Source organism: Microlunatus phosphovorus NM-1 (assembly GCF_000270245.1).
Classification (GTDB): domain Bacteria; phylum Actinomycetota; class Actinomycetes; order Propionibacteriales; family Propionibacteriaceae; genus Microlunatus; species Microlunatus phosphovorus.
Map to the genome: position 1 here is coordinate 2,003,856 of NC_015635.1, position 25,148 is coordinate 2,029,003.

The window sequence follows — 25,148 nt, forward strand, 5'->3', positions numbered from 1 at the left end:
GTCCTGGCCTATCGAGGGACGCCGAGGCCTATCCGGTCCAGGTATCCGAGGACGGCGTCGGCGAGATCCGTGGGCCAGGGCACGTCGGCGGCCGCCGCGACAGCTGGGGCCTCCGCGAGGAAGAGCCGCAGGGCCGCCTCTCGCGCGTCGAGGACCGACTGCCGTTCCGGCTGAGGCACGGGCAACTGCTCCAGCAGGGTCCGGTGCCGCGGGGAGAGCTTGAAGCTGTACTGCTTCGGGCCGGTTACCGGCTGGGGCTTGTTGGCTTCGGCGAACAGCTGGTAAAGGAGGGAGTGGATGGTCCCGACGGCGACGACGCCGAGGAGCCAGTCCTCGCGGACGAGCACGGTTTGGATGTTCGCCGCCGTCCGCAGCGTCTCCCGGACAGCCGTAGAGATGGTGTCAGGGTCCGGTGGCGGGTCGTCTGGGGCCGGGATGGACGCGGTGAGGTCGTCCCGGTCGAAGATGCTCACCCGTCGCCGCAGGTTCGTACGAGGGAGCTCGGAGACCCGTTCGCTGAAGATGTCGAAGCGCTCGCATCCGGGGGTCAGGGCGTAAAAGCAGCCGGGCGCGATCGGTATGGCGCTGACTGTCGGGGTGATCTCGGCCAGCCACTTCGTCCACGCGGCCGCGAAGGCGTCGAAGTCTTCGTCGCGCACCGCGAGGCTGATGTCCAGGTCGCTCGCCGCGTCGGCGGCCCCGCGGCCGAACGCACCGTGCAACCACATGGCGCGGACCCGCTCGTCCCGCGCGAAGACCTCCGCGGCCCGGTCGAACAGCGGACCGTAGCCGTCAGGGTAGACCTCGAAGCCGTCGGGGCGCTTCCGAGACGCGTGCCTATCGATTGTCATAAGGCACAACTATGGCACGCTCGACCGCCGTGCCGGAGGGAGCCTCCCGTCTCCGTCGTTACCGCGTCATGTCTGCTCCGTCAGGGAGGGGGCGAAGGTCAACAGGTCCCAGTAGGCGTAACGTGTGCGCGGCATGTCGGGGGCAGGCAGCCGCTCTAGCGCCCGAATGGCGGGTGCGACGTGCCGACGCCACGACTCCTCGCTCACCGACCACAGCACCGAGGATGCGGCCTGACGCAGGTCTTGCGCTTCCTGCCGCGGGGTCTGCTGGTAGGGGTGGGGGTCGAGGGCCTCCACCCGGCACAAGAGACCGGCCGCGGATGCCTCAGCCACGAGGTCCTCGCGGACCGCGCCCGGGGGCGAGCGGCGCAGGTTCCGGCGCATCGGGCCGAGGATGGCCCGGATGGTGTCGGTGCTTCCGGGCGTGGGCTGGGGAAGGAAGCAGAGGAGAACACCATCGTCTGTGAGGACTCGGGCAACCTCTGCCATCGCCCCGGGACGGCCCAGGACCCGGGTGGAGCTCGTCACAAGCAGCGGGACCGCGTGCGAGGCGAGCGGGAGCTTCTCCCCCCGGGCCAGCACGGTCCTGCACGCAGCGGTCCGCGCCAACTCGTGGTCGTCCTCGATACAGACGCCGCCGAGGTGGGACGCGAGCCCCCCGGCTCCCAGCTCCACCACACGGGTCAGATTGGGCAACCGCTCTCGCATCTGGTCGACGAACCACCGGCTCCGCTCGTAGATGCTCGAGCCCAGCCAGTATGCAGCCGCCTCACTACCGGACACCATGTCGATCATCCACCTCTAATACAGCCACCAGATATACAACTGTATGCCCGCCAGGGGCATCACGCGTGGCTGAAATCGAAGAGTCGGCTCATCAGTCTTTGACGGGTCGGCTCGATGATCACGATAACTCGGTGGTTGTTCGTTCTTCGAACCCTCAGCCTGCCTTGAGGTGCATGCGCCAGCTTAATTGCCGTTGCTTCGCCAGCGAAGCCAGTGCGTTATTCGGCTGCGTCTGGCAACAAAATGCTTCTCTCTGGGCATCACCTAATCGCGCCCATCCCCGAACTTAGGTACATAGAGCACTCACTAAAAACGCAAACAACGACCTCTGACTTCTGGGCAGTCTTCGGAGTCTAAGTTGAGTCTGCTAGAGCACAGGTTGACTGGAACATTACGGCGGAGCGGGAACCGAAAAGTGCGATGGCCAGACCACGGGGACGGCGGATCTCAACCCGCTCAGCCTGCAAGGAACTGCTGAGTCTAGATCGCGGTGGGTCGACCTCGAACACGGGGACCAAATGATCCTGCTCCAGCGTGGCAATCGGAGCAGACGTCCGAGTCGTACTCGCGAGTTCTTCACGCTCCCAGATTTGCTTGTTGGGGGACCTTGGGCGGTGGTCGTCTGAAGATGTACCGTTTGAACCATGAGTGCTATGCGCGACTCACGTCCGATTGTCGACAATCCAGGGGACCTGCAACTGTCCAGGTCGCAGAGGAGCACCTCCGAACGCCCAGCAAGTCTCGTCATCCTTCGCGGCAACTCTGCCTCCGGAAAAACTACCGTAGCACGCGCACTCAGAGAGCGACTCCATCAACCGGTTGCCTGGGTGGAGCAAGACTACCTTCGCAGAACGGTTCTGATGGAACCCGATGAGCCCGCGACTTCGACTATCCATCTCGTGGACACGGTTGCCAGGTACGCACTTGAGGAAGGATTCTTTACGGTTCTGGAAGGAATTCTGCCTTCTTGTCACTACACAGAGGTACTCTCAGCTCTCCTTCGTGACTATTGTGATACCACGCACTGCTTTTATTTTGACATCCCTCTTCAGGAAACGCTGTTACGGCACGAAACTCGAAGTCTGCGCGATGTTATTCCGTCAGCAAACCTGCGGTCTTGGTACAGGCAACGCGATACAATTCCGAACTTGTCGGAGACTATCATCGGGGTCGCCAGCTCGGCACATGAGACGGTGGAACTCATCGTCAAGAGATTTCAGTGATTGCATCAACCCTGCATGGCTAACTGAAGTGACAGGTGCGCGATTCCTGATGGACTCGACAACTCGGGCCGGGCCTCATATCTGAGCCCTGATCCACCGATGATCATGGAATCTGGCGGTTTGGCGGGCGTGTCTGGAACCGAGAATGTCCCCCTGACCAGGGAGAATGGTGATTACGACGTCATCATTCGAGCCAGTCAGAGGGGACACCTCGTAAGTGAAAGCATGCCATAGGGTCCGGCCGGTTTTCGATGATCCGAATCTGGTGGGTTGTGCGGGTCTGCTGCCTGCGCTGCTGCTGGGTGAGTCGGCGGGTTTGCATGAGCTGCTCGGCGGGCATCTGAGCGTGGGCTCGGCGAACGCGGCGGTGAAGTCGGCCGGGGTGATCGCTGGGATGCTGACTGGTGCGGACAGCATCGACGACCTGGGCGTGTTGCGGCACGGCGGGATGCCGCGGCTGTTCGGCGATGTCCGGGCGCCGTCGACCTATGGCACGTTCCTGCGGTCGTTCACCCACGGCCATGTCCAGCAGCTGGACGCGGTCTCCTCACGGTTGCTGGCCGGGCTGACCGCCCGGGTGCCCGGCCTGATCAAGGGTGCTACCGATCCGGGTGGGATCGCGTTCGTGGATCTCGACGACACGATCGGTGAGGTCCACGGTTACGCCAAGCAGGCCGCCGCCTACGGCTACAGCAAGGTGTTCGGTTTGAACGCGATGGTCGCGGTGGCCTCGACGCCGCTGGCGGCGCCGGTGATCGTCGCGTCGTCGCTGCGGAAGGGCAACACCGCCTCCGGTTCAGGGTCGGCGCGGATGCTGACCCGCGCCGTCGCGACGGCCCGGCAGGCCGGGGTGACCGGCCGGCTGATGGGCCGGGCCGATTCCGCGTTCTACCGCCACGATCTGGTCACGGCCATGATGAAGGCGCGGATGTGGTTCTCGGTCACCGCCCGGATGAACACTGCGGTGAAGTCCGCGATCGCTCGGATCGGCGAGGACGCGTGGACGCCGATCAAGTATCCGAACGCGGTCTGGGAGGCCGACGACACCGTTGCTGGTGGCGGTTACTGGGTCTCTGATGCCGAGGTCGCCGAGACCTGCTTCGTCGCGTTCTCCAGCAAGAAGAAGGCCCAACAGGTGCCGTGCCGGCTGGTCGTGCGCCGCGTCCGCCGGCTCCAGCCAAGAGCATCCGACGGGAGTGTGCAGGGTGAGCTGTTCGCCGCGCACCGTCACCACGCGTTCATCACGAACTCGACCCTGTCGATGGTCGCTGCTGATCAACATCATCGTGGCCACGCGATCATCGAGCAGGTCATCGCCGAACTCAAAGACGGACCACTGGCCCACCTGCCATTAGGGAGATACGCGGCGAACGCGGCCTGGCTTGCCCATGCGGTGATCGCGTTCAACCTGGCCCGCGCCATCGGCGTCCTCGCCGGTAAGAAGCATGCCCGGGCACGCTGGGCCACCCTCCGCGCCCAGCTGATCAACCTGCCCGGCCGGATCGCGGTCAGCGGCCGACGACTCACCCTGCACCTGCCCCGAGACTGGGCTTGGGCCGAGCCATGGCAGACGGTGTTCGACGGCGCCACCGGACCACCCAGCATCCGCGCCGCCTGACCACCCGCCCCAACCCCGAGGGCCCCAATGTCGCTTCTTTAGAGTTACATGGGTGTAGTCTCTGTTTGTGGCTGGTGTGACGCGTGAGGTGAGGTCGGCGGAGGAGCGGTTGCCTGATCGGGTCTCGATCGGGGTGCTGGCACGGTCGTTCCCGGCGGCGGTGCTGGATGAGGTGATCGAGGCGGCAGGGGTGCGGGAGGTCCGGTATCGGCGGCTGCCGGCTCGGTTGATGATGGTATTCACGCTGGCGTGCTGGCTGTTCATGCGGTCGGGGTACGGGTTGGTGCTGTCGAGGCTGGCCGATGCGCAGGCGTTGACGGGTGGCGGCTGGGGAGACTGGCAGGCTCCGGGAACGGGATCGATCACGAAGGCGAAGGCGAAGCTGGGCGCGGAGCCGTTCAAGCTGTTGTTTGCGCGGACGACGGTGCCGGCGGGGACGCCTGTGACGCCCGGGGTCTTTCATGCCGGGCTGCGGGTGGTGACGGTCGACGGGTTCACCCTGGATGTGCCGGACACGGCGGCGAACGAGGGGTTCTTCGGCCGTGGTGGCAACGGCAGCAGGTCGCAGAATCCGTATCCGCAGCTGCGGGCGCTGGTGCTGGCCGAGTCCGGAACCCGGGTGCTGCTGGCCGCCGCCCATGGGCCGTCCAGCACCGGCGAGCAGACCCTGGCCGTCGATCTGCTGCCCGCGCTCGACAGCGGGATGCTGGTGCTGGCCGACCGGAACTTCGCCTCCTGGAAGCTGTGGCAGGCGGCCGCCGGGACCGGCGCGCAGCTGTGCTGGCGGATGTCGGCATCGTTCACTCTGCCAGTGCGGCAGGTGCTGGACGACGGCACCTACCTGTCCCAGCTGAACCCGCCCTCCAAGAAGGACGGCGACCCGATCCCGGTCCGGGTGGTCGAGTACTCGGTGACCACCACCGACACCCACGGGGTCGAGACCTCCGAACTGTTCGCGCTGGCCACCACCCTGCTCGACGCGCAGGCGTACCCGGCGATCGAGCTGGCCCAGCTCTACCACGCCCGCTGGCAGGCCGAGACCGGTATCGCCGACCTGAAGACCACCATCCGCGGCGGCCCCGAAGTGCTGCTCCGCTCCAAGACCCCCATCATGGTCGAGCAAGAATTCTGGGCCATGCTGTGCGTCTACCAGGCGATCCGCGACCTGATCGGCTACGCCACACCCGCCGGGCTCGACCCCGGCCGGATCAGCTTCAAACGCGCCTTCCAAGCCGCCCAGGACTCCACGACCCGGGCGGCTCTCTCCCCCCAGCCGACCTGACCCGCGCCCTGGCCCACCTCGCCACGCAACTGACCAAACCCGCCAACCTGATCCCCACCCGCGACGGCCGCACCGCACCCCGCGCCCGTAAACGCGGCGGCTCCCACCGCTACGAACGCCGCAAGAGCAACGCCGCACCAGTCCGCACCGTCACCCACACCATCGTCCTCCACCCCCTCAAACCACCCCAACCCTAAAAGAAGCGACATTGCCGAGGGCCCAACCAGAGGAACCGACAGTGGAAATGCCGGGCACACCGGCAATACCGTCACGCCCATTCCCAACCGACCCGACAATCAACCAGCCGGAATCAACCAGAATCCCCCATCAGATAAGGCTCGGTGGATCTGGGCTCAGTCACCGGCGCTCTGCCACCGCCAGGCGGGGCGGGCTGGGCCCCGTGTGCTAGGTACCGGTCCGTCGCGGACCACGCAGCCGATCATGTCGTCTTACGGCTTCGCGAGTGATCGACCGCTAGTGAGCGGACCTGCCGGGCGACGCGAAGTATTGCCAGCCCGAGCGCGTTCTCAAGCACTTCCGCCGGATGGCCGAGCAGTCGCCGCAGGCAAGGTATCGTGGCCAACGTTGGCTCGGTCTGGATCAACCCGGCGACTTCCACGCCTACAAGCACGAATCGTGCGGCAAGTGCATACCGTGCCGCGAGCGCACCTAGTGGCTCGTGCAGATCACACAGCGTCTTGAGGCCGGTCCGGGGCGAGGATGACATCGAGAAGCTGCTCGACCTGTGCGAGAACGTCGGCGGCCGCTCTTTCTGCAGTTTGGCCGACGGCGCTATCGCACCGATCCAGCACTTCCGCGAGGAGTTCGCAAGGGATGCGACGCCCGCTTGGGAGCTGTTCCCGTACGGGGCATCGACGCGGTCGGCAACACGGAACTCTATCCCTGCCTAGTGCCCCCTTACCGGGACGAGATATCACCTATAACGGACCTTCGTGCGCGACACCGATGAGCGAGCATGATCTGGTGGGTTTGGCGCGGCGTGGCGGCTGGGTCGAGGTGCAACGAATCAACGTCTGGCGAAATCGCTCCACAACGCCCAAGTCGGCGACTCAATGCATTGGCAAGGGACCCGGAAGCCAGCGACGACGTTTTGTCGCTACTCTGGACCGCTTCATCGTGGACTTCGAGGCTGCTACGGTTGGACCGCGTCACCAAGACCGTGTCGCGTAAGGGTCGGTTACTAAGCCAGCGAGCCGCGCCTGCTCACGCCCAGCGGACTGCGCAGCACAAAAGCCGGAGTATTACAGATTGCGATGGCTCAATTTCGTAACGGCGACTATTGGTCGCTTTTGGCCGGAGAATACTCGAGAACACACGCGTCAAAACAGTCCACGGAGAATCTGGTGCAGCACGGTGTCGTTTTCCTGTACAACTGCCTCTGTCGTCGACGCAAGCCTGGCCTTCCACTGTCCAGTCTCCTAGAGGTGCAACGTACAACTCTCTAACAGTTCATCTCGACTTCGACCACCTTGCGAGGGAAGTGCGTACATACGCTCGCTGGATGTTCGCTATTTTGGTGGCTCGATCCCACCAGATGCCACTCGGGTCGCCTGTAACATGAATGGTCGCGCTCTCCGTGCGTCCATTCTGCAGAGCAGCGGCAACCGCACAGAAGTGAATCAGGGAGAATGGGATACCATCACCACTGGGCGGCGTGATATAAGCAAAAATGCACCCTGTGCGGATCAAGTCGGGATACCCCCCGGTTATTGCTAGTCGTGCGCAATGTTCCTGATAGGACGTTACCTATTCTTTTTCCGTCCTTTTTGACCCGCCGGATGACATCCTTGAGGTTTTTCTTCCCTGATGTGGATTGTTTACATCAGAGGCGGTAGGCGTGTCACTCGGCCCCCGGCTTCACGATGACTCGAGTTTCCGCCAGCCGAGCCATGAACGGATGCTGGCCGATAGATGTGAAATACTCATTTGTCGCAGCCCTGGCGCCCTCCCACCAACCGTAGTCGTCAACAATCAGTATGCCGCCGGTTTGCAAAAGTGGGTAGAAGGTCTGCAGGGCGTGGAGTGTAGGTTCATACAGGTCCATATCAAGGCGTAAATAGGAAATCGTCGCCGGTGGGTTAACGCTCGCTGTGCATTCGACAGGACCGACGTGATAGGTCAGTCTCGACTCCGGGTAACCAGTGGTTCGCAGATTCTCTTTCACTGTAGAGAGGTCCGCCACGGACAAGTATTCCTCAGCCTCTGAGCCGGTTAGAAGGGAGGAGGCAGGAGTGCCGTCCTCGCACCTAGTGTCAATATCAGTTGACGCTGTCATTCCAGCGAAAGTGTCGTACAAGTGGACGAGCCGATCGGTTTGACGCTGTTCGATTAGTGTCATTGCTGCGGCCATGACAGAACCTCCACGCCAAACGCCACATTCCACTATATCTCCGGCCACCGGCCTTTTGCACACGTATGTGATCGAATCGACAATGGAGACAAGGCGTCCTCTAGATACTTTTGTGAGACCATAGACGCGTTCGAAGACGGTCTTCGTATGGGCCTCTATATCCCAGTTCGGCATGTTGGCCGTAACGTAATTACGCAACTCGCCTACCTGCCTTCTCGCTGACGCGTCAATCCGAGCGTATAGTGAAGGCAACTGTATCTTAGATCTGCTCACCTCTGTTACGGCATGCTGCAGTTTGGGAGTAGATTTCTGTGAGAGGGTGTGATCCCGTCCACATCTGCATCGAACAAGGCCGGCCGGATCCTCGACGGCGGTGGCTGGCGCGCTCACGACCCCGGCTCGACCAAGGCCCTCAGCGCAAACCGGAGCAAGAGCAGCATCCGGGCGAAGACCAGTGGTGCCCTGGCCGACTGCACCCACCAGCATTCCGCAGTCGACGGGTTAACCCCTGCGTGCTGACTCACCGTGTGCGACCGCGCGCGGACGAGAGTTTGCGGTCGGCGCGGCCGCAAGCGTTCGAGAGTCGGCCGTGGCTGATTTGCGTATGGGTGATCAAGACGTTCGCGATGCTGTACCGCCACATGCGGCGTTTGCTGTTCGTTAGGGCTTGCTGTTGAGCGTCTCGTTATCTGAGGGTGGGGCCGTCGTGGTTGGTGACGACGGGGTCATCGTGGGGTTGGGGCTTTGATCGGTTGCCGTCGGCGGCGTCAGGGTGAGGATGTCTGGGTAGGCCAGCGGCCCGGCGTGGATGTTGGCACATGACGCCGGGCCGTTCTGACTGACGCGATAGGTCTCGCGCTGGTGTTGACGGTAGGTGAGGACTGCTCGGCTGTCGAGGCCGAGCTGGTTGAGGGCAGGATCGGCTGTCCGGGCTGTGGCGGTCCTCGTCGGGCCTGAGTTGCACAACGGCGGTCGAATTATTGGGTTGACTCTGGTTACGTGCCTGGTCACAGCGTTTTGGTGGCTGGTTTTGGGGCACTAAGCAGGGGTGGCTAGGGTCGCTGGATGAGCCCGTTCGTGCGGAAATCGAAGACGGCGTCGGGGGCGATCCAGGTGCAGATCGCGGAGAAGCGGAACGGTCAACGCAAGATCTTGGAGCACATCGGCTCAGCGCATGACGAGGCCGAGCTGGCGGTGCTGGTCAACCTGGCCAACCAGCGCCTGCATGGCGTCCAGGACGACATGCTGCCGCTGGAGCCGGCCGAACGCCGGCCGCCGGGGCCGGTGGTGGAACGATCAGCTGCGGAGCTGCTGTGGTCGGTGCTGGCTGGTGCGTATCGCCGGCTCGGGTTCGACCGGGTCGATGAGGAGGTGTTCGCCCTATTGGTCGGGGCCCGGTTGGTCGAGCCGACCTCGAAGGTGGACACGATCCGGGTGCTGTCTGAGCTCGGACTGCCGGCCCCACACCGCAACACCCTCTACAACTGTCTGCGGCGCTGCATCGAGGGTGACTACCGGTCCCAGATCGCGACGGCGTGCTGGCAGCACGCGACCACGGCAGGCTCGGTAGCGTTGGTGATGCATGGATCTGACCACACTGCATTTCGAGGTCACCGACGAGGACCAACTGCGTAAAGTCGGCAGGTCGAAGGAGCACCGCATCGACCCACAGATCACCGTGGGTCTGCTGGTCACCGCGAACGGGTTCCCGCTGGAGATCGCGATGTTCGAAGGCAACAAAGCAGAGACCAAGACGATCATCCCGGTGATCGAGCAGTTCAAAGCCCGCCATCGCGTCACCGAGCTGGTCGTGGTCGCCGACGCAGGCATGGTGTCGGCGGCGAACCTGAACGCCTTGGAAGACGCCGGCTACCGCTTCATCGTCGGATCCAGGCAGTCCCGGGTGCCCTACGACCTCGGCGACCATTTCGAGAAACACGGGAACTACGTGCCCGACGGCGCCACGATCCAGACCAGCCGGGACATGGGAACCGGGAAAGACAAGCGGTCCCGGCGGGTGGTCTACCAGTACTCGTTCAAACGCCGCCGGCGAGAGGAACGCGCCATCAACGCCCAGGTCACCAAAGCGGAGAAGGTTGCTGCTGGTGAACGGCCGATCGCCCGGGACCGGTTCGTCACCGTGACCGCTGACAGTGAGGGGAAGAAGGCCCAGGTGAACTGGGAGGTCATCAAACGAGCCCGGTTCTGCGCTGGATTCAAAGGCTATGTGACCAACATCGACACGACGGTCATGGACGGCGGCCAGGTCGTCACCGCCTACCACGACCTGTGGCGGATCGAGGAGTCCTTCCGGATGACCAAGAGTGATCTGGCCGCCCGCCCGGTCTTCCACCGCAAGCAGGAGGCGATCGAAGCGCACCTCACCGTGGTGTTCGCCGCGCTCGCTGTTGCCCGCTACCTCCAAGACCGCACCGGCTGGACCATCAAACGTCTCGTGCGGACCCTGCGGCCTCTGCAGAGCGTGACCATCACTATCGCCGGCCACCAGATCACAGCACAACCTCGACTCGAGTCAGAGACAGCAGCCCTCCTCGACGACCTCGCCGATCTAGCAGGCGCCAAGACCGGCAAACCGGCGGGGCACTAAAACGGCCCCAGCTTGTGCAACTCAGGTCGGGCCCGGTGCGGTGGCTGCCGGGTCACGCATGTGCTTCTCCTGCCGGGTTTTGGCTGCGCGGCGGGCTGGGGTGCCACGGTGATTGCGGCTGCGGTCCAGCCAAGGTGGTCGATGGGGTGGGGCATCGGGCGATCGCGTCGAGGCTGGGCCGGCCGGCGTGCACGTCACCCCAACCTCCGGGTCATGGCTGAACATGGTCGAGATCTGGTTCGGCATCATCGAACGCCAGACCATCCACCGTGGAGCCTTTCCCTCCGTGCGCGACCTGACGGCCAAGATCCGCGACTTCATCACCGGCTGGAACCGCCGCAAGCACCCCTTCATCTGGACCAAGACACCCGACGAGATCCTCGCCAAGATCGAACGCAAACGTAAACACGCCTCAACTACGGGCCCGCTAGAATCAACGACCACAAGATCAAGATGAATCATCGAGATTGATGGCTCCAGATCAGCGAGTTCACCACCGGCTGAAATCGTCGCGATGGTCCCTTCATCCGGACCAGATCGGCGACGACATCGTCGCGACCATCGAACGGATTCGTCGACACCCCAGCCGTGAGCTACCAGACGAGCTGCGCTTGCTGCGGATCCCAACTGATTCGTTGGAATCTACTCTCCAGGTTCGGAGTGAGTCTTGGAGCGGCAACACATTGTGACACGACCCGACTAGAGTGCAGCAGAATCGGGTGACGTTGCAGGCCCGCGGCGCCTCGCGCGCTCCCAGACTATCGTGTACCCTCCCGTCGTATGCTGGCTTGTATGGAGGTATCAAGTTGATTCAGCGAATCCTGCAGTCGTGGTATACGCGTGACATCGAAAGCTGTCTCCTGCGAGAGTGTCACCAGACGTGGATAGATCAACACGCAGGCTGGCAGATGGAATTATACTCGAATGCGGAGATAGTTGACTGGCTGTCGGATCGGCAGAAGATTTACCCCGCTTCCATTCAAACAGGGAAACCGTTCATCCGAACGGTTGATATGTTCAGGTACTGTCAGCTCTACGAATACGGCGGAATGTATGTGGACATGGACTACTATTGCCTATCGTCTGTCCAAGAGTTGATTGAGGGGTCGCAAGGCGGAATCTTGTTGCCGACCATTGCGCAGCCACTGCGCTACTTTGACCAGACCATTTCAAATGCGTGGATGTATGCCGCCGAGCCACATCATCCATTCTGGCTCTTGGTGCTGGCAATGGCGCAAGTGCGATTTGAGTCCGCGAAGGGAGTGGAACGAGCATCGGGTCCCATTTTGTTGCGTGATGCGTGGAGCGTGTGGACTGAGGCGGGATCTGCGGTTGCCCTGTCTGCCTTCCCCGAAGTGCGGAATCTTGTCGAGGTGAATGGACACCAGACCCAGGCGGCCGTGACGCCCGTGGAACTCGTGCCCAGCGACGTGCTAATGCCATTGACGTGGGGGTATCCAGATGATGATCTTGCCATCGAAGAATTTCGTAAAGCTGAACATATGACAGAAGAATTGCTCTCGCGAGTGCCCATGACTGAAAGGACTCTAGCGTTTACGTTCCATCTTCACAGTTGGTAATGAGTCTCCCCCCCAATAGTTGTGAACCGTTCTGGGTAGGTTCCCGAACTCTTTCGGTTCCCCCGGCTCACCCCAGGGCCTGTTCAAAGTCGTGGGTCGGCGTGGCAGCGGGTGGACACGCCATGGGTGAGGTATAAGCCGGGCGGGCACGGCTGATACCGGGATCGTGGTGGGTACTTGACGTCCACTGTCGATCGATCGGAGACCTGCCGTGCCCGCACTCGTATCTTCTCTCATCCCGGCCGCCGACGCATTACGCACCTATCAGGTCCGGTCTGGTGATGGTGTCCCGGTCGAGGTGTGGGAGGTGTTGTCGATCCTGACCGATCCACGTGGTCGGCGGGGCCGCCGGTATGAGCTGGCCACCGTGCTGGTCGTCGCGTTGGCCGCGGTGATCGGTGGAGCGCGGAGCCTGGCCGCGATCGCCGGCTGGGCAGGAGATCTGCCGCGATGGCACTGGCCACGGCTCGGGATCACCCGACGCCCACCGAGCCTGTCGACGATCCGGCGGGTGCTGCTGCACATCGACCCGGAGGTGGTCGATGCGGTCCTGCACGCCTGGCTGGCCACGCTCACCCCTGCCTCGTCACGGTGGCGGGCGGTCGCGGTCGACGGGAAGACCTGCCGCGGCGCCCGGCAGGCCGATGGGTCGCGGGTGCATCTGTTCTCGATCGTCGACCATGCCACCGGGGCACCGTTGGGACAGGTCAACGCCGGCGGGAAAGACCATGAGATCGCCGCGTTCGCGGCCGTGTTGGACCGGATCGACCTCAACGGCGTGGTTGTCACCGCGGACGCTCTCCACACACAACGCAGTCATGCGCACTATCTGCACCGCCACGGCGGCTGGTACGCCTTTGTGGTGAAGCGGAACCAGCCCACCCTGTATGACCAGCTCGCGAGGCTGCCGTGGACCCAGGTGCCGATCGTCCACCGGACGGTGGAGAAAGGCCATGGGCGGCGGGAGACACGGACCCTGCAGCTGACCGGGGTCCGGGCCGGGATCGGGTTCCCGCATGCTCGGCTCGCTGCCCGGATCCGGCGGAGCCGGACCGAGATCGCTACCGGTGAGCACACTGAGGAGATCGTCTACGTGGTCACCAGTCTCGGCTGGCCCGACATCACCCCCGCTGGGCTGGCCGGGTTGATTCGTGGTCACTGGAGCATCGGTCGGGTAGCCCCGGCGCATTGCTGCGCCGGGGCCCCCTCAGAACCGGGCGTGCGGCTTTCACCGCACCCGGCTCAAGCAAGTGTTGACCGTCGTTCGGGATGACGATGTGGAGCTCGAGTTCCGTCGTTGGGTTTGCCGACGGGGTTGATCGACGGGTGCGGGGGTGGTCGGCGTCGTCACTGGGCAGCGGATCGAGAGAATCCGGCTGTCAGGTGAGACGACTACGGCCCTCCCGCGCCAGGTGTCGTGGTGGACCGTCGTCGTGGGAGGGCCGTGCTGGATGCACGGAGGCATCGTTGTTGACGGTAGAGGCTGATCGGGCTCAGGTCGAGTCGCGGCTGGCAGGTGGTCGGTTGGCGTGCCCGGGCTGCGCGGCGTCGCTGCGTCCGTGGGGGTGGGCTCGACCGCGGGGGGTATGGGGGCTTCCTGGTCTGCTCCGGCCGCGGCGGGCGCGGTGTCCGGGCTGTGGGGTCACGCATGTGCTGCTGCCGGTGACGGTGCTGCTGCGTCGGGCCTACGCGGTCGAGGTGATCGGCGCGGCTGTGGTGGCCCGCGCTGACGGGGCTGGGCATCGCCGGATCGGGGAGGCGGTGGGAGTGCCGGCGGCGACGGTGCGGGGCTGGCTGCGGCGGATCGGCACCCGGTTGGAGACGACCCGCGGGTATCTGTTGCAGGTCGTCGTGCGGGCTGGGGTGGATCGGCTGGTGCCGAAGGCGCAGGGATCGCCGTGGCGGGATCTGCTCGCGGGCCTGGCCGCGGCAACGGCTGCGGTGACCTCACGGTTCGGGCCGATCGGTGTGCTCGGCCCGGTGACGGCCTGGCAGGTCGCGGCGGCGTGTTCGGGTGGTCGGCTGCTCGCGCCGGGCTGGCCGCAGTCCGGGCCGGCGGTGGCGGGCAACACGAGTTGCCTCTGACATCGCCGGTCGGGGACGGGAATCCTCGCTGGAGTCCCGGGCACGGCCCATCCATGGGCAGGGCCCCTTGTTCTTCGAATCGAGGTATTCACCGGTGAGCACACCCGAGCAGGACGATGTCAAGCGCCGTGAGAGGGCCCAGCAGGTGGCGTTGTGGAGGTATCAGCTGATCTGCCCTGCCCTGGATCCGGAGCTGTCGACCAAGGCGCGCGGCCGGATCGTGCGGACGATCGCGGCCCGCACCCATGCCGGCCCGTTCGGCGGGCAGCATTCCTACTCCCGCGACAGCCTGGACCGCTGGATCCGGCGCTACCGGGCCGGCGGGTTCGACGCGTTGGCGCCCTCGCTGCGCCAGCCCGGGTCCCGGATCGACACGACGGTGCTGGAGCTCGCGGTCGCGTTGAAACGGGAGAACCCGGACCGCACCGCGGCCCAGGTCGCCCGGATCCTGCGGGCCTCGGGTGGCTACTCGCCGTCGGAGTCCACGCTGCTGCGGCTGTTCCACCGCCGCGAGCTGATGGGCCCCGCGACCGGGCAGCAGGCCGCGTTCGGCCGGTTCGAGGCCGACGCCCCGAACCAACGCTGGGTCGGTGACGCATTGCACGGCCCTCGGATCGGGGGACGGAAGAGCTACCTGTTCGCGTTCCTCGACGATCACTCCCGGCTGGTCACCGGGTATCGGTTCGGGTTCGCCGAGGACGTCGTGCGGCTGGCCGCCGCGTTCGAGCCGGCCCTGGCGGCCCGCGGCGTTCCCGGCTCCTGCTATGTCGACAACGGATCGGCCTATGTCGATGCGTGGCTGCTCCGTGCCTGCGCCAAGCTCGGGATCCGGCTTGTCCATTCCACCCCGCACCGGCCCCAGGGCCGCGGCAAGATCGAACGCTTCTTCCGCACCGTGCGGGAGCAGTTCCTCGTCGAGGTCGCCGACACCACAGCCGCCGACCTCACCGACCGGTCCCCAGCTACCGCGCTGCTGGAGCTGAACGCGTTGTTCACCGCCTGGGTGGAGTCGGTCTACCACCACCAGGTGCACTCCGAGACCGGGCAGACACCGCTGAACCGGTGGAACGACGGCTGGCAGGCCGCCGGGCACAACCCGGCCATGCCGTCCGCCGACGCGTTGACCGAGGCGTTCTTGTGGTCCCAGTACCGCACCGTCACCAAGACCGCGACAGTCTCGCTGCACAGCAACACCTACCAGGTCGAGCCGGCGCTGGTCGGACGCAAGGTCGAGCTGGTGTTCTCCCCGTTCAACCTCGAAGCCATCGAGGTCCGCCACGGCGGCCGCTCCTACGGGCCCGCGATACCGCACGTGATCACCCGACACGCCCACCCCAAAGCACGACCCGAGACACCAGAGCCGGCTGAGGCGCCCACGACGACCGGGATCGCCTACCTCCAACTGGTCGCCGACGCCCACCACGCCCAGGTCGCCGCCGACGAACGGATCGGCTACCAAGCCCTCTACTCCACCACCAACGACCCCGAGACTGGACTTCCCCCCGTTTGACGGACACCTGACCTGAGGTGGCCACTGGTCACCAGGGAGGATGTCGTTGTGCCTGCTCCTCACCCGCCTGAGTTCCGCCGTCGTGCGGTCGAGCTTGCTCGTGAGCGGTCCAAGCCAGTTGCTGAGTTGGCGAAAGATCTGGGAATTTCCGAATCGTGTCTGCGTCGCTGGATGGAGCAGTCCGAGACCGACGCTGCCGGTGGTAGCGAGACGGCGTTGACCAGTCGGGAGAAGAAGGAGCTGGTCGAGCTGCGCCGGGATAAACGGCGCCTGGAGATGGAAGTCGAGATCTTGAAAAGGGCGGCCGCCTATTTTGCCCAGGAGAATGTTCTCCCAAAATAGTGTACGGGCTGGTCCATGAAATGGCCGATGACGGGATTGATGTCGCGGTGGCTTGCCGGGTGCTGAATGTGTCGCGGTCGGGATACTACGACTGGCGCGGCCGGCCTGCATCGGCACGGGAACAGGAGAACACGCTGCTGTTGAAGCTGATCGAGGAGATCCATGCCGATGAGGACATGAAGACGTACGGGGCGCCGCGGGTGCACGCCGAGCTGGTCTTGGGGCACGACCTGCAGGTGAACCAGAAGCGGGTCGCCCGGCTGATGCGCCAGGCCGGCATCCAGGGCCTGTACCGGCGGCGTCGGTCGTGGACCACGATCCGGGACCCGCACGCCATCCCCGCCAAGGACCTCGTCAACCGCCGGTTCACGGTGGACGGTCCGAACCGGTTGTGGCTGACCGACATCACCGAGCACCCGACGGTGGAGGGCAAGGTGTACTGCGCCGCGGTCATGGACGCCTGGTCCCGCCGGGTCCTGGGCTGGTCCATCGACGACAACATGCGGAAGGAGCTCGTGGTCGACGCGCTCGGGATGGCGGTGCTGCGGCGCAACCCGATGGACGTCGACAATAACACGATCATGCATTCCGATCACGGGTCGCAATTCACATCGTGGGCATTCAGTCAGAAAGTCTATGATGCCGGGCTGGTGCCGTCGATGGGCAGTGTGGGCGACTGCTACGACAATGCGATGATGGAGTCCTTCTGGGAGAGAATGCAACTCGAGCTGCTCGATTCGCAGGTATGGTTCACCCGGGACGAGCTTGCCAACGCGATGTTTCGATGGATAGAATCATGGTATAATCGGAGACGTCGGCATTCGAGTATTGGAATGCTGTCGCCGATAGAGTTTGAAACCCGTTCCACAGGGTCAGACCGTCCGGGCTGACCCTCAACCCCGAGTGTCCGTGGAACAGGGGGAACCTCAAGACCACCAACGACAACACCAAGATCACCGAGGACGGGCAGCTGCCCGGACAGACCAGCATCGACGACTTCCCCGCGACAACCGCTGACAGCACCAGCGTGCACCTGGAGGAGGACCAGGCGTGAGCATCCAACGACTACAGGCCCACTACGGATTCACCCGGATGCCGTTCGGCCGAGGCCTCGCCCCGTCGATGCTGCACCGCCCCAGCGGACACGCCGAAGCCGTCGCCCGGATCGGCTGGTGCATCGACCAGCACGCCCTCGGCGTGATCACCGGCGAGGTCGGCGCCGGCAAGACCGTCGCCGTCCGCGCCGCCACCGCAGCCCTCGACACCAGCCGCCACGTCGTCATCTACCTGCCCAACCCCTCCGTCGGCGTCCGCGGCATGCTGCACCACGTCGTCGCCACCCTCGGCCAGGTCCCCTCCTTCTACACCGCAACCCTGGTCCCACAAGCCGCCGACGCGCTCGCCACCGAACACGCCGAACGCGGCCGCACCCCCATCGTGATCTTCGACGAAGCCCACCTCCTCGACAACGCCCAGATGGAAGCCGTCCGCATGCTCACCAACCACAACATGGATTCCGGCGCCCCCTTCGCCGCCCTGCTCGTGGGCCAGCCCACCCTGCGACAACGACTCCGCCTCGGCGTCCTCGCCGCACTCGACCAACGCATCGCCGTCCGCTACGCCCTCGCCGGCATGACCGCCACCGAGACCGGCGACTACATCTCCCACCACCTCAAGATCGCCGGCCGCGCCGACACCCTATTCAGCACCGACGCGATCACCCTGATCCACAACGCCTCACGCGGCTACCCGCGCGCGATCAACAACCTCGCCGTCAACGCCCTCACCGCCACCTTCGCCCGCAACCAGACCATCGTCGACGAGAAAGCCGCCCGCACCGCCATCTCCGAAACCGGCGCCGAACAGTAACCCTCACCACGCCGACCACCCAGTCACCCCGACGACCAGGCCCCGCCAGCAACCAGCCGGCGGGGCCTACTCACGTCCCGTGAGGTTCCCCCTGTTCCACGGACACTCGGGGTTGAGGGTCAGCCCGGACGGTCTGACCCTGTGGAACGGGTTTCAAACTCTATCGGCGACAGCATTCCAATACTCGAATGCCGACGTCTCCGATTATACCATGATTCTATCCATCGAAACATCGCGTTGGCAAGCTCGTCCCGGGTGAACCATACCTGCGAATCGAGCAGCTCGAGTTGCATTCTCTCCCAGAAGGACTCCATCATCGCATTGTCGTAGCAGTCGCCCACACTGCCCATCGACGGCACCAGCCCGGCATCATAGACTTTCTGACTGAATGCCCACGATGTGAATTGCGACCCGTGATCGGAATGCATGATCGTGTTATTGTCGACGTCCATCGGGTTGCGCCGCAGCACCGCCATCCCGAGCGCGTCGACCACGAGCTCCTTCCGCATGTTGTCGTCGATGGACCAGCCCAGGACCCGGCGGGACCAGGCGTCCATGACCGCGGCGCAGTACACCTTGCCCTCCACCGTCGGGTGCTCGGTGATGTCGGTCAGCCACAACCGGTTCGGACCGTCCACCGTGAACCGGCGGTTGACGAGGTCCTTGGCGGGGATGGCGTGCGGGTCCCGGATCGTGGTCCACGACCGACGCCGCCGGTACAGGCCCTGGATGCCGGCCTGGCGCATCAGCCGGGCGACCCGCTTCTGGTTCACCTGCAGGTCGTGCCCCAAGACCAGCTCGGCGTGCACCCGCGGCGCCCCGTACGTCTTCATGTCCTCATCGGCATGGATCTCCTCGATCAGCTTCAACAGCAGCGTGTTCTCCTGTTCCCGTGCCGATGCAGGCCGGCCGCGCCAGTCGTAGTATCCCGACCGCGACACATTCAGCACCCGGCAAGCCACCGCGACATCAATCCCGTCATCGGCCATTTCATGGACCAGCCCGTACACTATTTTGGGAGAACATTCTCCTGGGCAAAATAGGCGGCCGCCCTTTTCAAGATCTCGACTTCCATCTCCAGGCGCCGTTTATCCCGGCGCAGCTCGACCAGCTCCTTCTTCTCCCGACTGGTCAACGCCGTCTCGCTACCACCGGCAGCGTCGGTCTCGGACTGCTCCATCCAGCGACGCAGACACGATTCGGAAATTCCCAGATCTTTCGCCAACTCAGCAACTGGCTTGGACCGCTCACGAGCAAGCTCGACCGCACGACGGCGGAACTCAGGCGGGTGAGGAGCAGGCACAACGACATCCTCCCTGGTGACCAGTGGCCACCTCAGGTCAGGTGTCCGTCAAACGGGGGGAAGTCCACCGATCATCGGCAACACCAACGACGCCATCATCGGCAGAATCAATGACGGACAACAAGCAAGCCCCGGAGGGCGTCACGGGTGGTGGGCTGTCTTGCCATGTTGCCGAGCCCGGAGGCTGCGATGGCAGGAGGTGTGCACCAGGCGTGTTCGGTTCCCGTCCGGTGTGCCGCCTCGCCCGTGGTGGGTGAGGTAGTCGACGGCGATCGCTCTGCGGGTCACCTGCAGCCACCAGCGCTCCCATTCGTGGGGAGATTGGGGCGGCTGCCGGGGTGAGAGCAGATGGTCCCCGCACAACGGACAACGTCCGTCCTGCCTGGCGAGCAGGCGAACGTTGTACTCGTCGAGCGGGGGTGGCACCTTCCGCCGTCGGGCAGCCCAGTAGTCGGACAGGTCGGGGTCATCAGGAGATGCCGCGCCTTTGACCAGCTGGTGCCGGACGATCGATGTCCAGGAGAACTTGACCAGGTAGGGCACGTCGCCGTGCTCGTTGGCGGCGTCGCGGGCGCCGAATACCCAACGGTCGTTCCTGAACTTGTTGAACCGGCCGAAGTAGCGGCGCGCGATCCACTTCCTCGCCTTGTTGGGGTGGGTGTGGCAGCCCCATCGGTAGAGAAGCCGCCACAGGTAGTGGTCCAGCGCGGAGAACACCCGACTGGACACCACCCCGCGGTAGTAGGCGGCCCAGCCCCGGATGATGGGGTTGAGCCGGGCGATGACCGCCCCCGCGTTCGAGCCGCGCAGGCTGCGCACCTCGTCAGCGAGCCGTTTCCGCACACGCCGGACCGCGTCCTGGCTGGGTGTGATCAGCAGCTTGCCGGGACCATGGCCCTGGCGGTAGCGGCGGATGTTGAACCCCAGGAAGTCGAAGCCCTCTTCGAGGGCGACGACACGGGTCTTGTCTTCGTTGAAGACAAGACCCCGGGGCGCCAGCCACTCGGCCAGTCCCGCCTTGACCCGACTGACCTGCTGCTGGTCGTAGCAGCAGGCCACCATGTCGTCGGCGTACCTGACCAGGACCGGGGTTCCCGCTACTGCCTTACCGGCGTTGACACCGTGTCGGCGGTAACGGACCCCTGCGGCCGTTTCCAGGCCGTGCAGCGCCACGTTCATCAACAGCGGGCTGATCACCCCGCCTTGCGGAGTGCCCGCCTCGGTCGGGGCGAGTCTGCCCTTCTCCATCACCCCGGCTCTCAACCACTGCGCGATCATCCCCCTGGCGGGGAAGGACCCGAGCGGGTCAAGGAGCCGGTCATGATCGATGTTGTCGAACGCGGCGGACAGGTCGGCGTCCAAGATCCACACCCGCCGGGCACGCGGCCCGTTGAGCACGGTTAACAGCAGACCGACTGCGTCCGCGCAGCCACGACCCGGTCGAAACCCATAGGAACGGGGCTCGAACCGTGCCTCCCACTCCGGCTCCAACGCGTTCCGGACCCGCGCCTGGTGGCATCGGTCCATGAGCACCGGAATCCCGAGCGGGCGCTGCTTGCCGCCTGCCTTAGGAATGTACACACGCCGGACCGGCACCGGATCCCACGACGAACGTGACTGGTGCACCCGCACCGCCACCTCCGCCCTGGCCGCGGAGGTCAAGGCGACCTCCCCGTCGATCCCGGCCGTCCGTCGCCCACTGTTGCGCTGGGTGACCTGCCGAACACTAAGCAACGTGTTCGACCAAGACGCCAGCATCATCTTCTGCAAGGACCGGGCCTTGACCCAGTCCTGTCCCCGCGTCGCCTTGAAGATCCTGTGCCGCAACCTCGCTACGTTCTCCTCGTGAGCACGCCACTGCACGGCGTCCCAGTCGAAGTCGTCCTTGGGTCCGTTCACCGTGATGGTGTCCAACGTGCCCCCTCGGTTCGTGAGGCCATCCGGCCTCGGCATTCAAAGGCTCACCTGCCCACGTCAGCGCCCTTTCGGACCCAGCCCTTCGACCGGCATCCGACCGGTTCCCCGCAGCGGCCGCCTGGAGCAGCGGCCATCCACCACGAGTCCCGTTGCCTTACGGCCACCGGCATCTGCTTCTTGGGCATCCTGTCCCGCCGAGGATCTCGGCCCCTCTCACGAATCGGCCTACCAGCACCAACACAGCGGCCCTGGACCTCGACGAGGTTTCCACGTTCCACGCACATGAGACACGACCGGGTTGGGTGCCCCCTCTACCCCGAGGCCAACGGTGTCCACACGACCGGCAGTTCTTTCCAGTCGCCGCTCGCCGCCTCTGCCAGCGGCCAGGCCCTACCACCCGGTTGCCACAAAGCCGTCGTTGCCGGGCTTGAAGTGACGAGGCATCGTCAGGGGTTCACTCACGTTCACCCGTCCGGCCTTCCCCTCGCCTGTGTTCCCCCGGGACGGAGCAGGGGCCCTTGGGCTTCTTCCTCGAGCTCCGCACCCTCAGCAGGCAGGACCTACCGAGCGCACGTCGAGGCGGGGACCGATCTCGAACACTGATCGGGGACTACCCGCTCGGCATCGCCGACCTCCAATCCAGGCATCCACTCACTATGCGCGACCTCGTGTCGCACAGAACCAGGTCCACTGGGTCCGCGACATGACGTTCGGCGAGGACCACTCCCAGGTTCGTACTGGCACTCTTCCCCGCGTGATGGCGACTCTGCGTAACGCGGCGATCGGGCTCCTCCGCCTCCGCGGAGCACGCACCAGCATCGCCGCCGCGACCCGCAGCCTCGGCCGCCAACCCGGCCGACTGCTCGACCTGATCGATCACGCCCAGATCACACCAGTCACAACAACATCAACTTTGAATTGACCCTGCGGTGCGCCCGGTCAGCTCGGTCTGGATCAGCAGCCGATGGAAGATCGACCAGACTCGGTTGTAACGCAGCCGACGACCACGGGGCGACACCAGCAACGCCGGTGTCGCCTGCTCGGGTTGGAGCCGGTCACACATGTCCAGGTAGCCGTATAGACCAGCGTGGGCGTACGCCTACTGTGATGCGGTGCTGACCGATAAGGCGGCCTTGGTCGACAGCGCGGAGTTACGGAGGATCGGCACCTATCTACCGCGGAAGCCCGCTGACCTCAGTCTGTGGCTGGATCAGCAGCTGCCTCACGTCCTCCCCGACTTGCTCATACCTGCTGGGCAGAAGGCGGGCGGGCCACTGAGTTCGGGGTAATCCGACTGCTCAATTGAGTTCGTCTGTCTGCGCAGCCGTAGGTCACCGCCACCGCAGGGGTGTTGAGCTGGTACGTCAACCTATCGGTTCGGCGTTCGCCGCCGTAGCGCTGCTGGTCTTCGACGGTGGGGACCACGCGGCCGGTGGTTGGGAAGAGTCAGGGACGACGACGCCCGTCGTCGTGTCGCTGCCGGAACACACGCGGCGTCAGGCTTGAGTGGTCTGAACCAGCTTCTCTGCCAGAAGGTAGATACTCGGACACCGACTGACGGCGGCTGGAATGCTCACATTGCAGAGGTCCCTGGCGTAGCTTGGCAGTAAGGACTTGATGCCGACAGAGTCGCCGGCAAAGGTCCTTCGTTGATACGTTGTTGATCTTGGTCAAGGCCGCGTGAGGGCCGCAGAACGGCAACAGATGTTGGCGATCAACGCAGACTGTTGACAGGCATCGGAGGCGCTATTGGGCCTAGCCAGGGCGAGTTTTGGTGGCCGGCGACAGGTGTCGAAAGACAACGCAAGACCTGCGGGAATGCCCTCTCAAGGCGGTAGCGCGGGTTCGAATCCCGTCGGGGCTACAAGTCTGAAACCTGGTTTGACCAGGCAATGCGCTGATCCAAATACTTCGATTGCCTATCCTGTTCTCGCGTCAAGGGCGTACCAGGGGCGCACGAAATCCACGATCATCTGCTCCCTGCTGCGCCCGCACGCGGGTTCATAGGTGAAGGCGAACCCCGAAACTGATCCTGACAAGGGGATTCGCCGCGCATCGTGGCATTCGCTACCGCCTTGCAGGGCGGCGTGCAACTCGCTCGCCACGCTTCCGGCGTGCGGTGTCCGATCCTTGTGTGGGCTGGGTGCGTCGACAACGGGATTTGTGTCGATGCGTTGTTAGTCACTTGCAAGCGCCCCGCTTCGGTGGACGGGCAACGGTGCGGTGGGCTCTGCGGATCACCGCATGTGTTGTAAGCGTAGTGCTTTTGCTACTCTTTTGACATGACGTACCGGCAGGATCTGCGTGAGTTGGCACTTGACAACTATGGTCTGGTGACCACCTGGCAGGCGAGCGAGGCGGGGGTGCCTGCGGTCATGCTGCGTCAGATTGCCGCGCGGGGCGGGCTGGTGCGCCTCGGTCACGGCCTGTACCGCTTCCCTCTTAGCGAGATTCGTCCGACCTTCTTTGACCCGTTCGCTGAGGCCGTTGCCCGGGTTGGTCGAGACGCCTACCTCACCCATGACGCGGTGCTTGCCCTGCACGGGCTAGGGCTGGTCAATCCTCAGCGGATTAGGGTCGGGACACCACGGCGTGTTCGCGCCGATGTCGGCGACATGGTCCAGATCGTTCACCAGCCCACTCTTTCCGCGGCTGCGCTGACCGTGTACGAGGGGATTCCGTCGACCACAGTTGCCCAAGCTCTCGCCGACTGTGCTCGGGCTGGTCTGGTGATGCCGGAGCGGCTCGCTGACGCGCGCGACGAGGCACGCGGTCGAGGTCTCATCACAGAGCGCGAAGTGCGCAGTCTCGCCGCAGCAGAAGCAGCGGCATCGTGAGCCCGAAGCCACCGACCAGTGTCGGCCTGCTCCAGTCGCGTATGCACACTGTGGCGCAGGCGCAAGGAACCAGCCCAGCTCGGATCCAGGTGGTGATCGGTACGACAGCGCTCGCCCAGATGATGCCGGCCTGCGCTGTGAAGGGTGGTACGGCGATGAAGTTCCGGTTCGGTGGCGCCACTCGCTTCACTCGTGACCTGGACGTTGCACGCGCCGCCGATGCCGCCACCTTCAGGCAGGAACTGCAGGACTCGCTGCGAGCGGGGTGGGGCGACTTCACCGGCACCTTGGCGGAAGCGCGTGCCAAACCGGCTCCTGCAGGGATTCCCCTCGCGTATGTGATGAAGCCGTTCGATGTGAAGCTCGCCTACCGTGGACGGTCGTTCATGACGGTGCCGCTGGAGGTCGGCCACGACGAGATCGGCGACACCGCCGACGCCGAGTTGGCGCTGGCCCCCGACATCCAGAGTCTCTTCGAGACGCTTGGGCTCCTGATCCCTGAGCCTGTTCCGGTTCTGGCTACTCACCATCAGGTTGTTCAGAAGCTACATGCCTGCACCGCCGTGGGTAGCGAGCGCGCCCACGACCTGGTCGACCTCCAGATCCTCATCGAGCACGACAAGCAGCGGCCGCTTGACCTGCCAGTCACCCGACGCGCTGCCGCGCGGCTCTTCAGCTCCCGGCACGCACACGCCTGGCCACCAGCTATCACGCCACGGCCAGGATGGGAACCGCTCTACCAAGAAGCCGCCCAAGGCATGCCTGTCCGTCCGAATCTCGACGATGCCTGTGCTTGGGGCAACGCACTCATCCAGCGCATTGACGCAGCACCGAAGGAATCGTGAGAAGTCAACCTTCGAAGGCAGACTCGATCTGGCGCTCCGCAATCACCGCGCCTACAGCTGGCGACACTTCCGACGGTCTGACCTGAACGCCGAATGCAGCTACTGGTTCGAGCGTGAACAG

General features: G+C 64.5%; 20 protein-coding genes and 2 pseudogenes. 16 read left to right on the forward strand and 6 right to left on the reverse strand.

The window, feature by feature from the left end:
- Positions 1–8: 8 nt before the first annotated feature.
- Complete coding sequence (locus MLP_RS09090; RefSeq protein WP_013862760.1) at positions 9–851, reverse strand: hypothetical protein; 843 nt, start codon at positions 849–851, stop codon at positions 9–11.
- Positions 852–917: 66 nt separating this feature from the next.
- Complete coding sequence (locus MLP_RS09095; protein ID WP_013862761.1) at positions 918–1,646, reverse strand: hypothetical protein; 729 nt, start codon at positions 1,644–1,646, stop codon at positions 918–920.
- A gap of 644 nt (positions 1,647–2,290) precedes the next feature.
- Between MLP_RS09095 and MLP_RS29455 the strand changes: the two genes are divergently transcribed.
- From MLP_RS29455 to MLP_RS27365, 4 genes and pseudogenes are all read left to right on the forward strand, one after another.
- Positions 2,291–2,860 (forward strand): AAA family ATPase, encoded by a 570-nt coding sequence (locus MLP_RS29455; RefSeq protein ID WP_083843763.1) that lies wholly within the window; start codon positions 2,291–2,293, stop codon positions 2,858–2,860.
- Between the two features lie 217 nt (positions 2,861–3,077).
- Positions 3,078–4,478, forward strand: a complete 1,401-nt coding sequence (locus MLP_RS09100) for an IS1380 family transposase (protein ID WP_013862763.1) — start codon at positions 3,078–3,080, stop codon at positions 4,476–4,478.
- Positions 4,479–4,545: 67 nt separating this feature from the next.
- A complete protein-coding gene (locus MLP_RS09105; protein ID WP_013862764.1) occupies positions 4,546–5,760 on the forward strand; it encodes an IS4 family transposase in 1,215 nt (404 codons plus the stop codon).
- Positions 5,761–6,382: 622 nt separating this feature from the next.
- Positions 6,383–6,671, forward strand: a pseudogene (locus MLP_RS27365) (NADH-ubiquinone oxidoreductase-F iron-sulfur binding region domain-containing protein); the annotation flags it as partial.
- Between the two features lie 950 nt (positions 6,672–7,621).
- Here the strand turns inward: MLP_RS27365 and MLP_RS27370 are convergent.
- Positions 7,622–8,305, reverse strand: a complete 684-nt coding sequence (locus MLP_RS27370; RefSeq protein ID WP_083843764.1) for a TylF/MycF/NovP-related O-methyltransferase — start codon at positions 8,303–8,305, stop codon at positions 7,622–7,624.
- Between the two features lie 891 nt (positions 8,306–9,196).
- On the opposite strand from MLP_RS27370, the pseudogene MLP_RS09120 reads away from it, so the two are divergent.
- The 9 genes and pseudogenes from MLP_RS09120 (at position 9,197) to MLP_RS09160 (ending at position 18,125) form a co-directional block, all read left to right on the forward strand.
- Positions 9,197–10,739, forward strand: a pseudogene (locus tag MLP_RS09120) (IS1634 family transposase).
- Positions 10,740–10,962: 223 nt separating this feature from the next.
- Positions 10,963–11,196 (forward strand): hypothetical protein, encoded by a 234-nt coding sequence (locus tag MLP_RS09125; protein WP_197536527.1) that lies wholly within the window; start codon positions 10,963–10,965, stop codon positions 11,194–11,196.
- Between the two features lie 262 nt (positions 11,197–11,458).
- Complete coding sequence (locus MLP_RS09130; protein ID WP_269453381.1) at positions 11,459–12,319, forward strand: glycosyltransferase family 32 protein; 861 nt, start codon at positions 11,459–11,461, stop codon at positions 12,317–12,319.
- A gap of 211 nt (positions 12,320–12,530) precedes the next feature.
- Positions 12,531–13,592 carry an ISAs1 family transposase gene (locus MLP_RS09135; RefSeq protein ID WP_013862774.1) on the forward strand — a complete coding sequence of 354 codons (1,062 nt, stop codon included), beginning with the start codon at positions 12,531–12,533 and terminating at the stop codon, positions 13,590–13,592.
- 377 nt (positions 13,593–13,969) lie between these two features.
- Positions 13,970–14,404, forward strand: coding sequence for a helix-turn-helix domain-containing protein (locus tag MLP_RS09140; RefSeq protein WP_197536528.1), 435 nt, complete (start codon positions 13,970–13,972; stop codon positions 14,402–14,404).
- Positions 14,405–14,498: 94 nt separating this feature from the next.
- The gene (locus MLP_RS09145) at positions 14,499–15,914 is read left to right on the forward strand and encodes a DDE-type integrase/transposase/recombinase (protein WP_013862776.1); all 1,416 of its coding nucleotides are present in this window, start codon (positions 14,499–14,501) and stop codon (positions 15,912–15,914) included.
- Between the two features lie 48 nt (positions 15,915–15,962).
- Entirely contained in the window at positions 15,963–16,256 is a 294-nt protein-coding gene (locus MLP_RS09150; RefSeq protein WP_013861031.1) for a transposase, read from the forward strand.
- Positions 16,257–16,276: 20 nt separating this feature from the next.
- Positions 16,277–17,146, forward strand: coding sequence for an IS3 family transposase (locus MLP_RS09155; protein WP_041790759.1), 870 nt, complete (start codon positions 16,277–16,279; stop codon positions 17,144–17,146).
- Positions 17,147–17,306: 160 nt separating this feature from the next.
- A complete protein-coding gene (locus tag MLP_RS09160; protein WP_013862777.1) occupies positions 17,307–18,125 on the forward strand; it encodes an ExeA family protein in 819 nt (272 codons plus the stop codon).
- A gap of 119 nt (positions 18,126–18,244) precedes the next feature.
- On the opposite strand, the gene MLP_RS09165 is transcribed toward MLP_RS09160, so the two are convergent.
- From MLP_RS09165 to ltrA, 3 genes are all read right to left on the reverse strand, one after another.
- Positions 18,245–19,114 (reverse strand): IS3 family transposase, encoded by an 870-nt coding sequence (locus MLP_RS09165; RefSeq protein ID WP_041790759.1) that lies wholly within the window; start codon positions 19,112–19,114, stop codon positions 18,245–18,247.
- Positions 19,115–19,134: 20 nt separating this feature from the next.
- Positions 19,135–19,428 (reverse strand): transposase, encoded by a 294-nt coding sequence (locus MLP_RS09170; protein WP_013861031.1) that lies wholly within the window; start codon positions 19,426–19,428, stop codon positions 19,135–19,137.
- Between the two features lie 141 nt (positions 19,429–19,569).
- A complete protein-coding gene (gene ltrA, locus MLP_RS09175) occupies positions 19,570–21,342 on the reverse strand; it encodes a group II intron reverse transcriptase/maturase (RefSeq protein WP_041789905.1) in 1,773 nt (590 codons plus the stop codon).
- Positions 21,343–22,099: 757 nt separating this feature from the next.
- Here ltrA and MLP_RS27945 point away from each other — a divergent pair.
- The 3 genes from MLP_RS27945 (at position 22,100) to MLP_RS09190 (ending at position 25,027) form a co-directional block, all read left to right on the forward strand.
- Positions 22,100–22,267 (forward strand): hypothetical protein, encoded by a 168-nt coding sequence (locus MLP_RS27945; RefSeq protein WP_231851440.1) that lies wholly within the window; start codon positions 22,100–22,102, stop codon positions 22,265–22,267.
- 1,360 nt (positions 22,268–23,627) lie between these two features.
- Positions 23,628–24,182 carry a type IV toxin-antitoxin system AbiEi family antitoxin domain-containing protein gene (locus tag MLP_RS09185; protein WP_013862782.1) on the forward strand — a complete coding sequence of 185 codons (555 nt, stop codon included), beginning with the start codon at positions 23,628–23,630 and terminating at the stop codon, positions 24,180–24,182.
- Positions 24,179–25,027, forward strand: a complete 849-nt coding sequence (locus MLP_RS09190) for a nucleotidyl transferase AbiEii/AbiGii toxin family protein (protein ID WP_013862783.1) — start codon at positions 24,179–24,181, stop codon at positions 25,025–25,027. Before MLP_RS09185 ends, MLP_RS09190 begins: the two co-directional genes overlap by 4 nt.
- Positions 25,028–25,148: the final 121 nt, after the last annotated feature.

Bases quoted from the DNA above. Each gene is read 5' to 3' on its own strand.
- MLP_RS09095 (WP_013862761.1), bottom strand. From the start codon at position 1,646: ATGATCGACATGGTGTCCGGTAGTGAGGCGGCTGCATACTGGCTGGGC.
- MLP_RS09125 (WP_197536527.1), top strand. From the start codon at position 10,963: ATGGTCGAGATCTGGTTCGGCATCATCGAACGCCAGACCATCCACCGT.
- MLP_RS29455 (WP_083843763.1), top strand. From the start codon at position 2,291: ATGCGCGACTCACGTCCGATTGTCGACAATCCAGGGGACCTGCAACTG.
- MLP_RS09185 (WP_013862782.1), top strand. From the start codon at position 23,628: ATGACGTACCGGCAGGATCTGCGTGAGTTGGCACTTGACAACTATGGT.
- MLP_RS09155 (WP_041790759.1), top strand. From the start codon at position 16,277: ATGGCCGATGACGGGATTGATGTCGCGGTGGCTTGCCGGGTGCTGAAT.
- MLP_RS09165 (WP_041790759.1), bottom strand. From the start codon at position 19,114: ATGGCCGATGACGGGATTGATGTCGCGGTGGCTTGCCGGGTGCTGAAT.
- MLP_RS09090 (WP_013862760.1), bottom strand. From the start codon at position 851: ATGACAATCGATAGGCACGCGTCTCGGAAGCGCCCCGACGGCTTCGAG.
- MLP_RS27370 (WP_083843764.1), bottom strand. From the start codon at position 8,305: ATGCCGAACTGGGATATAGAGGCCCATACGAAGACCGTCTTCGAACGC.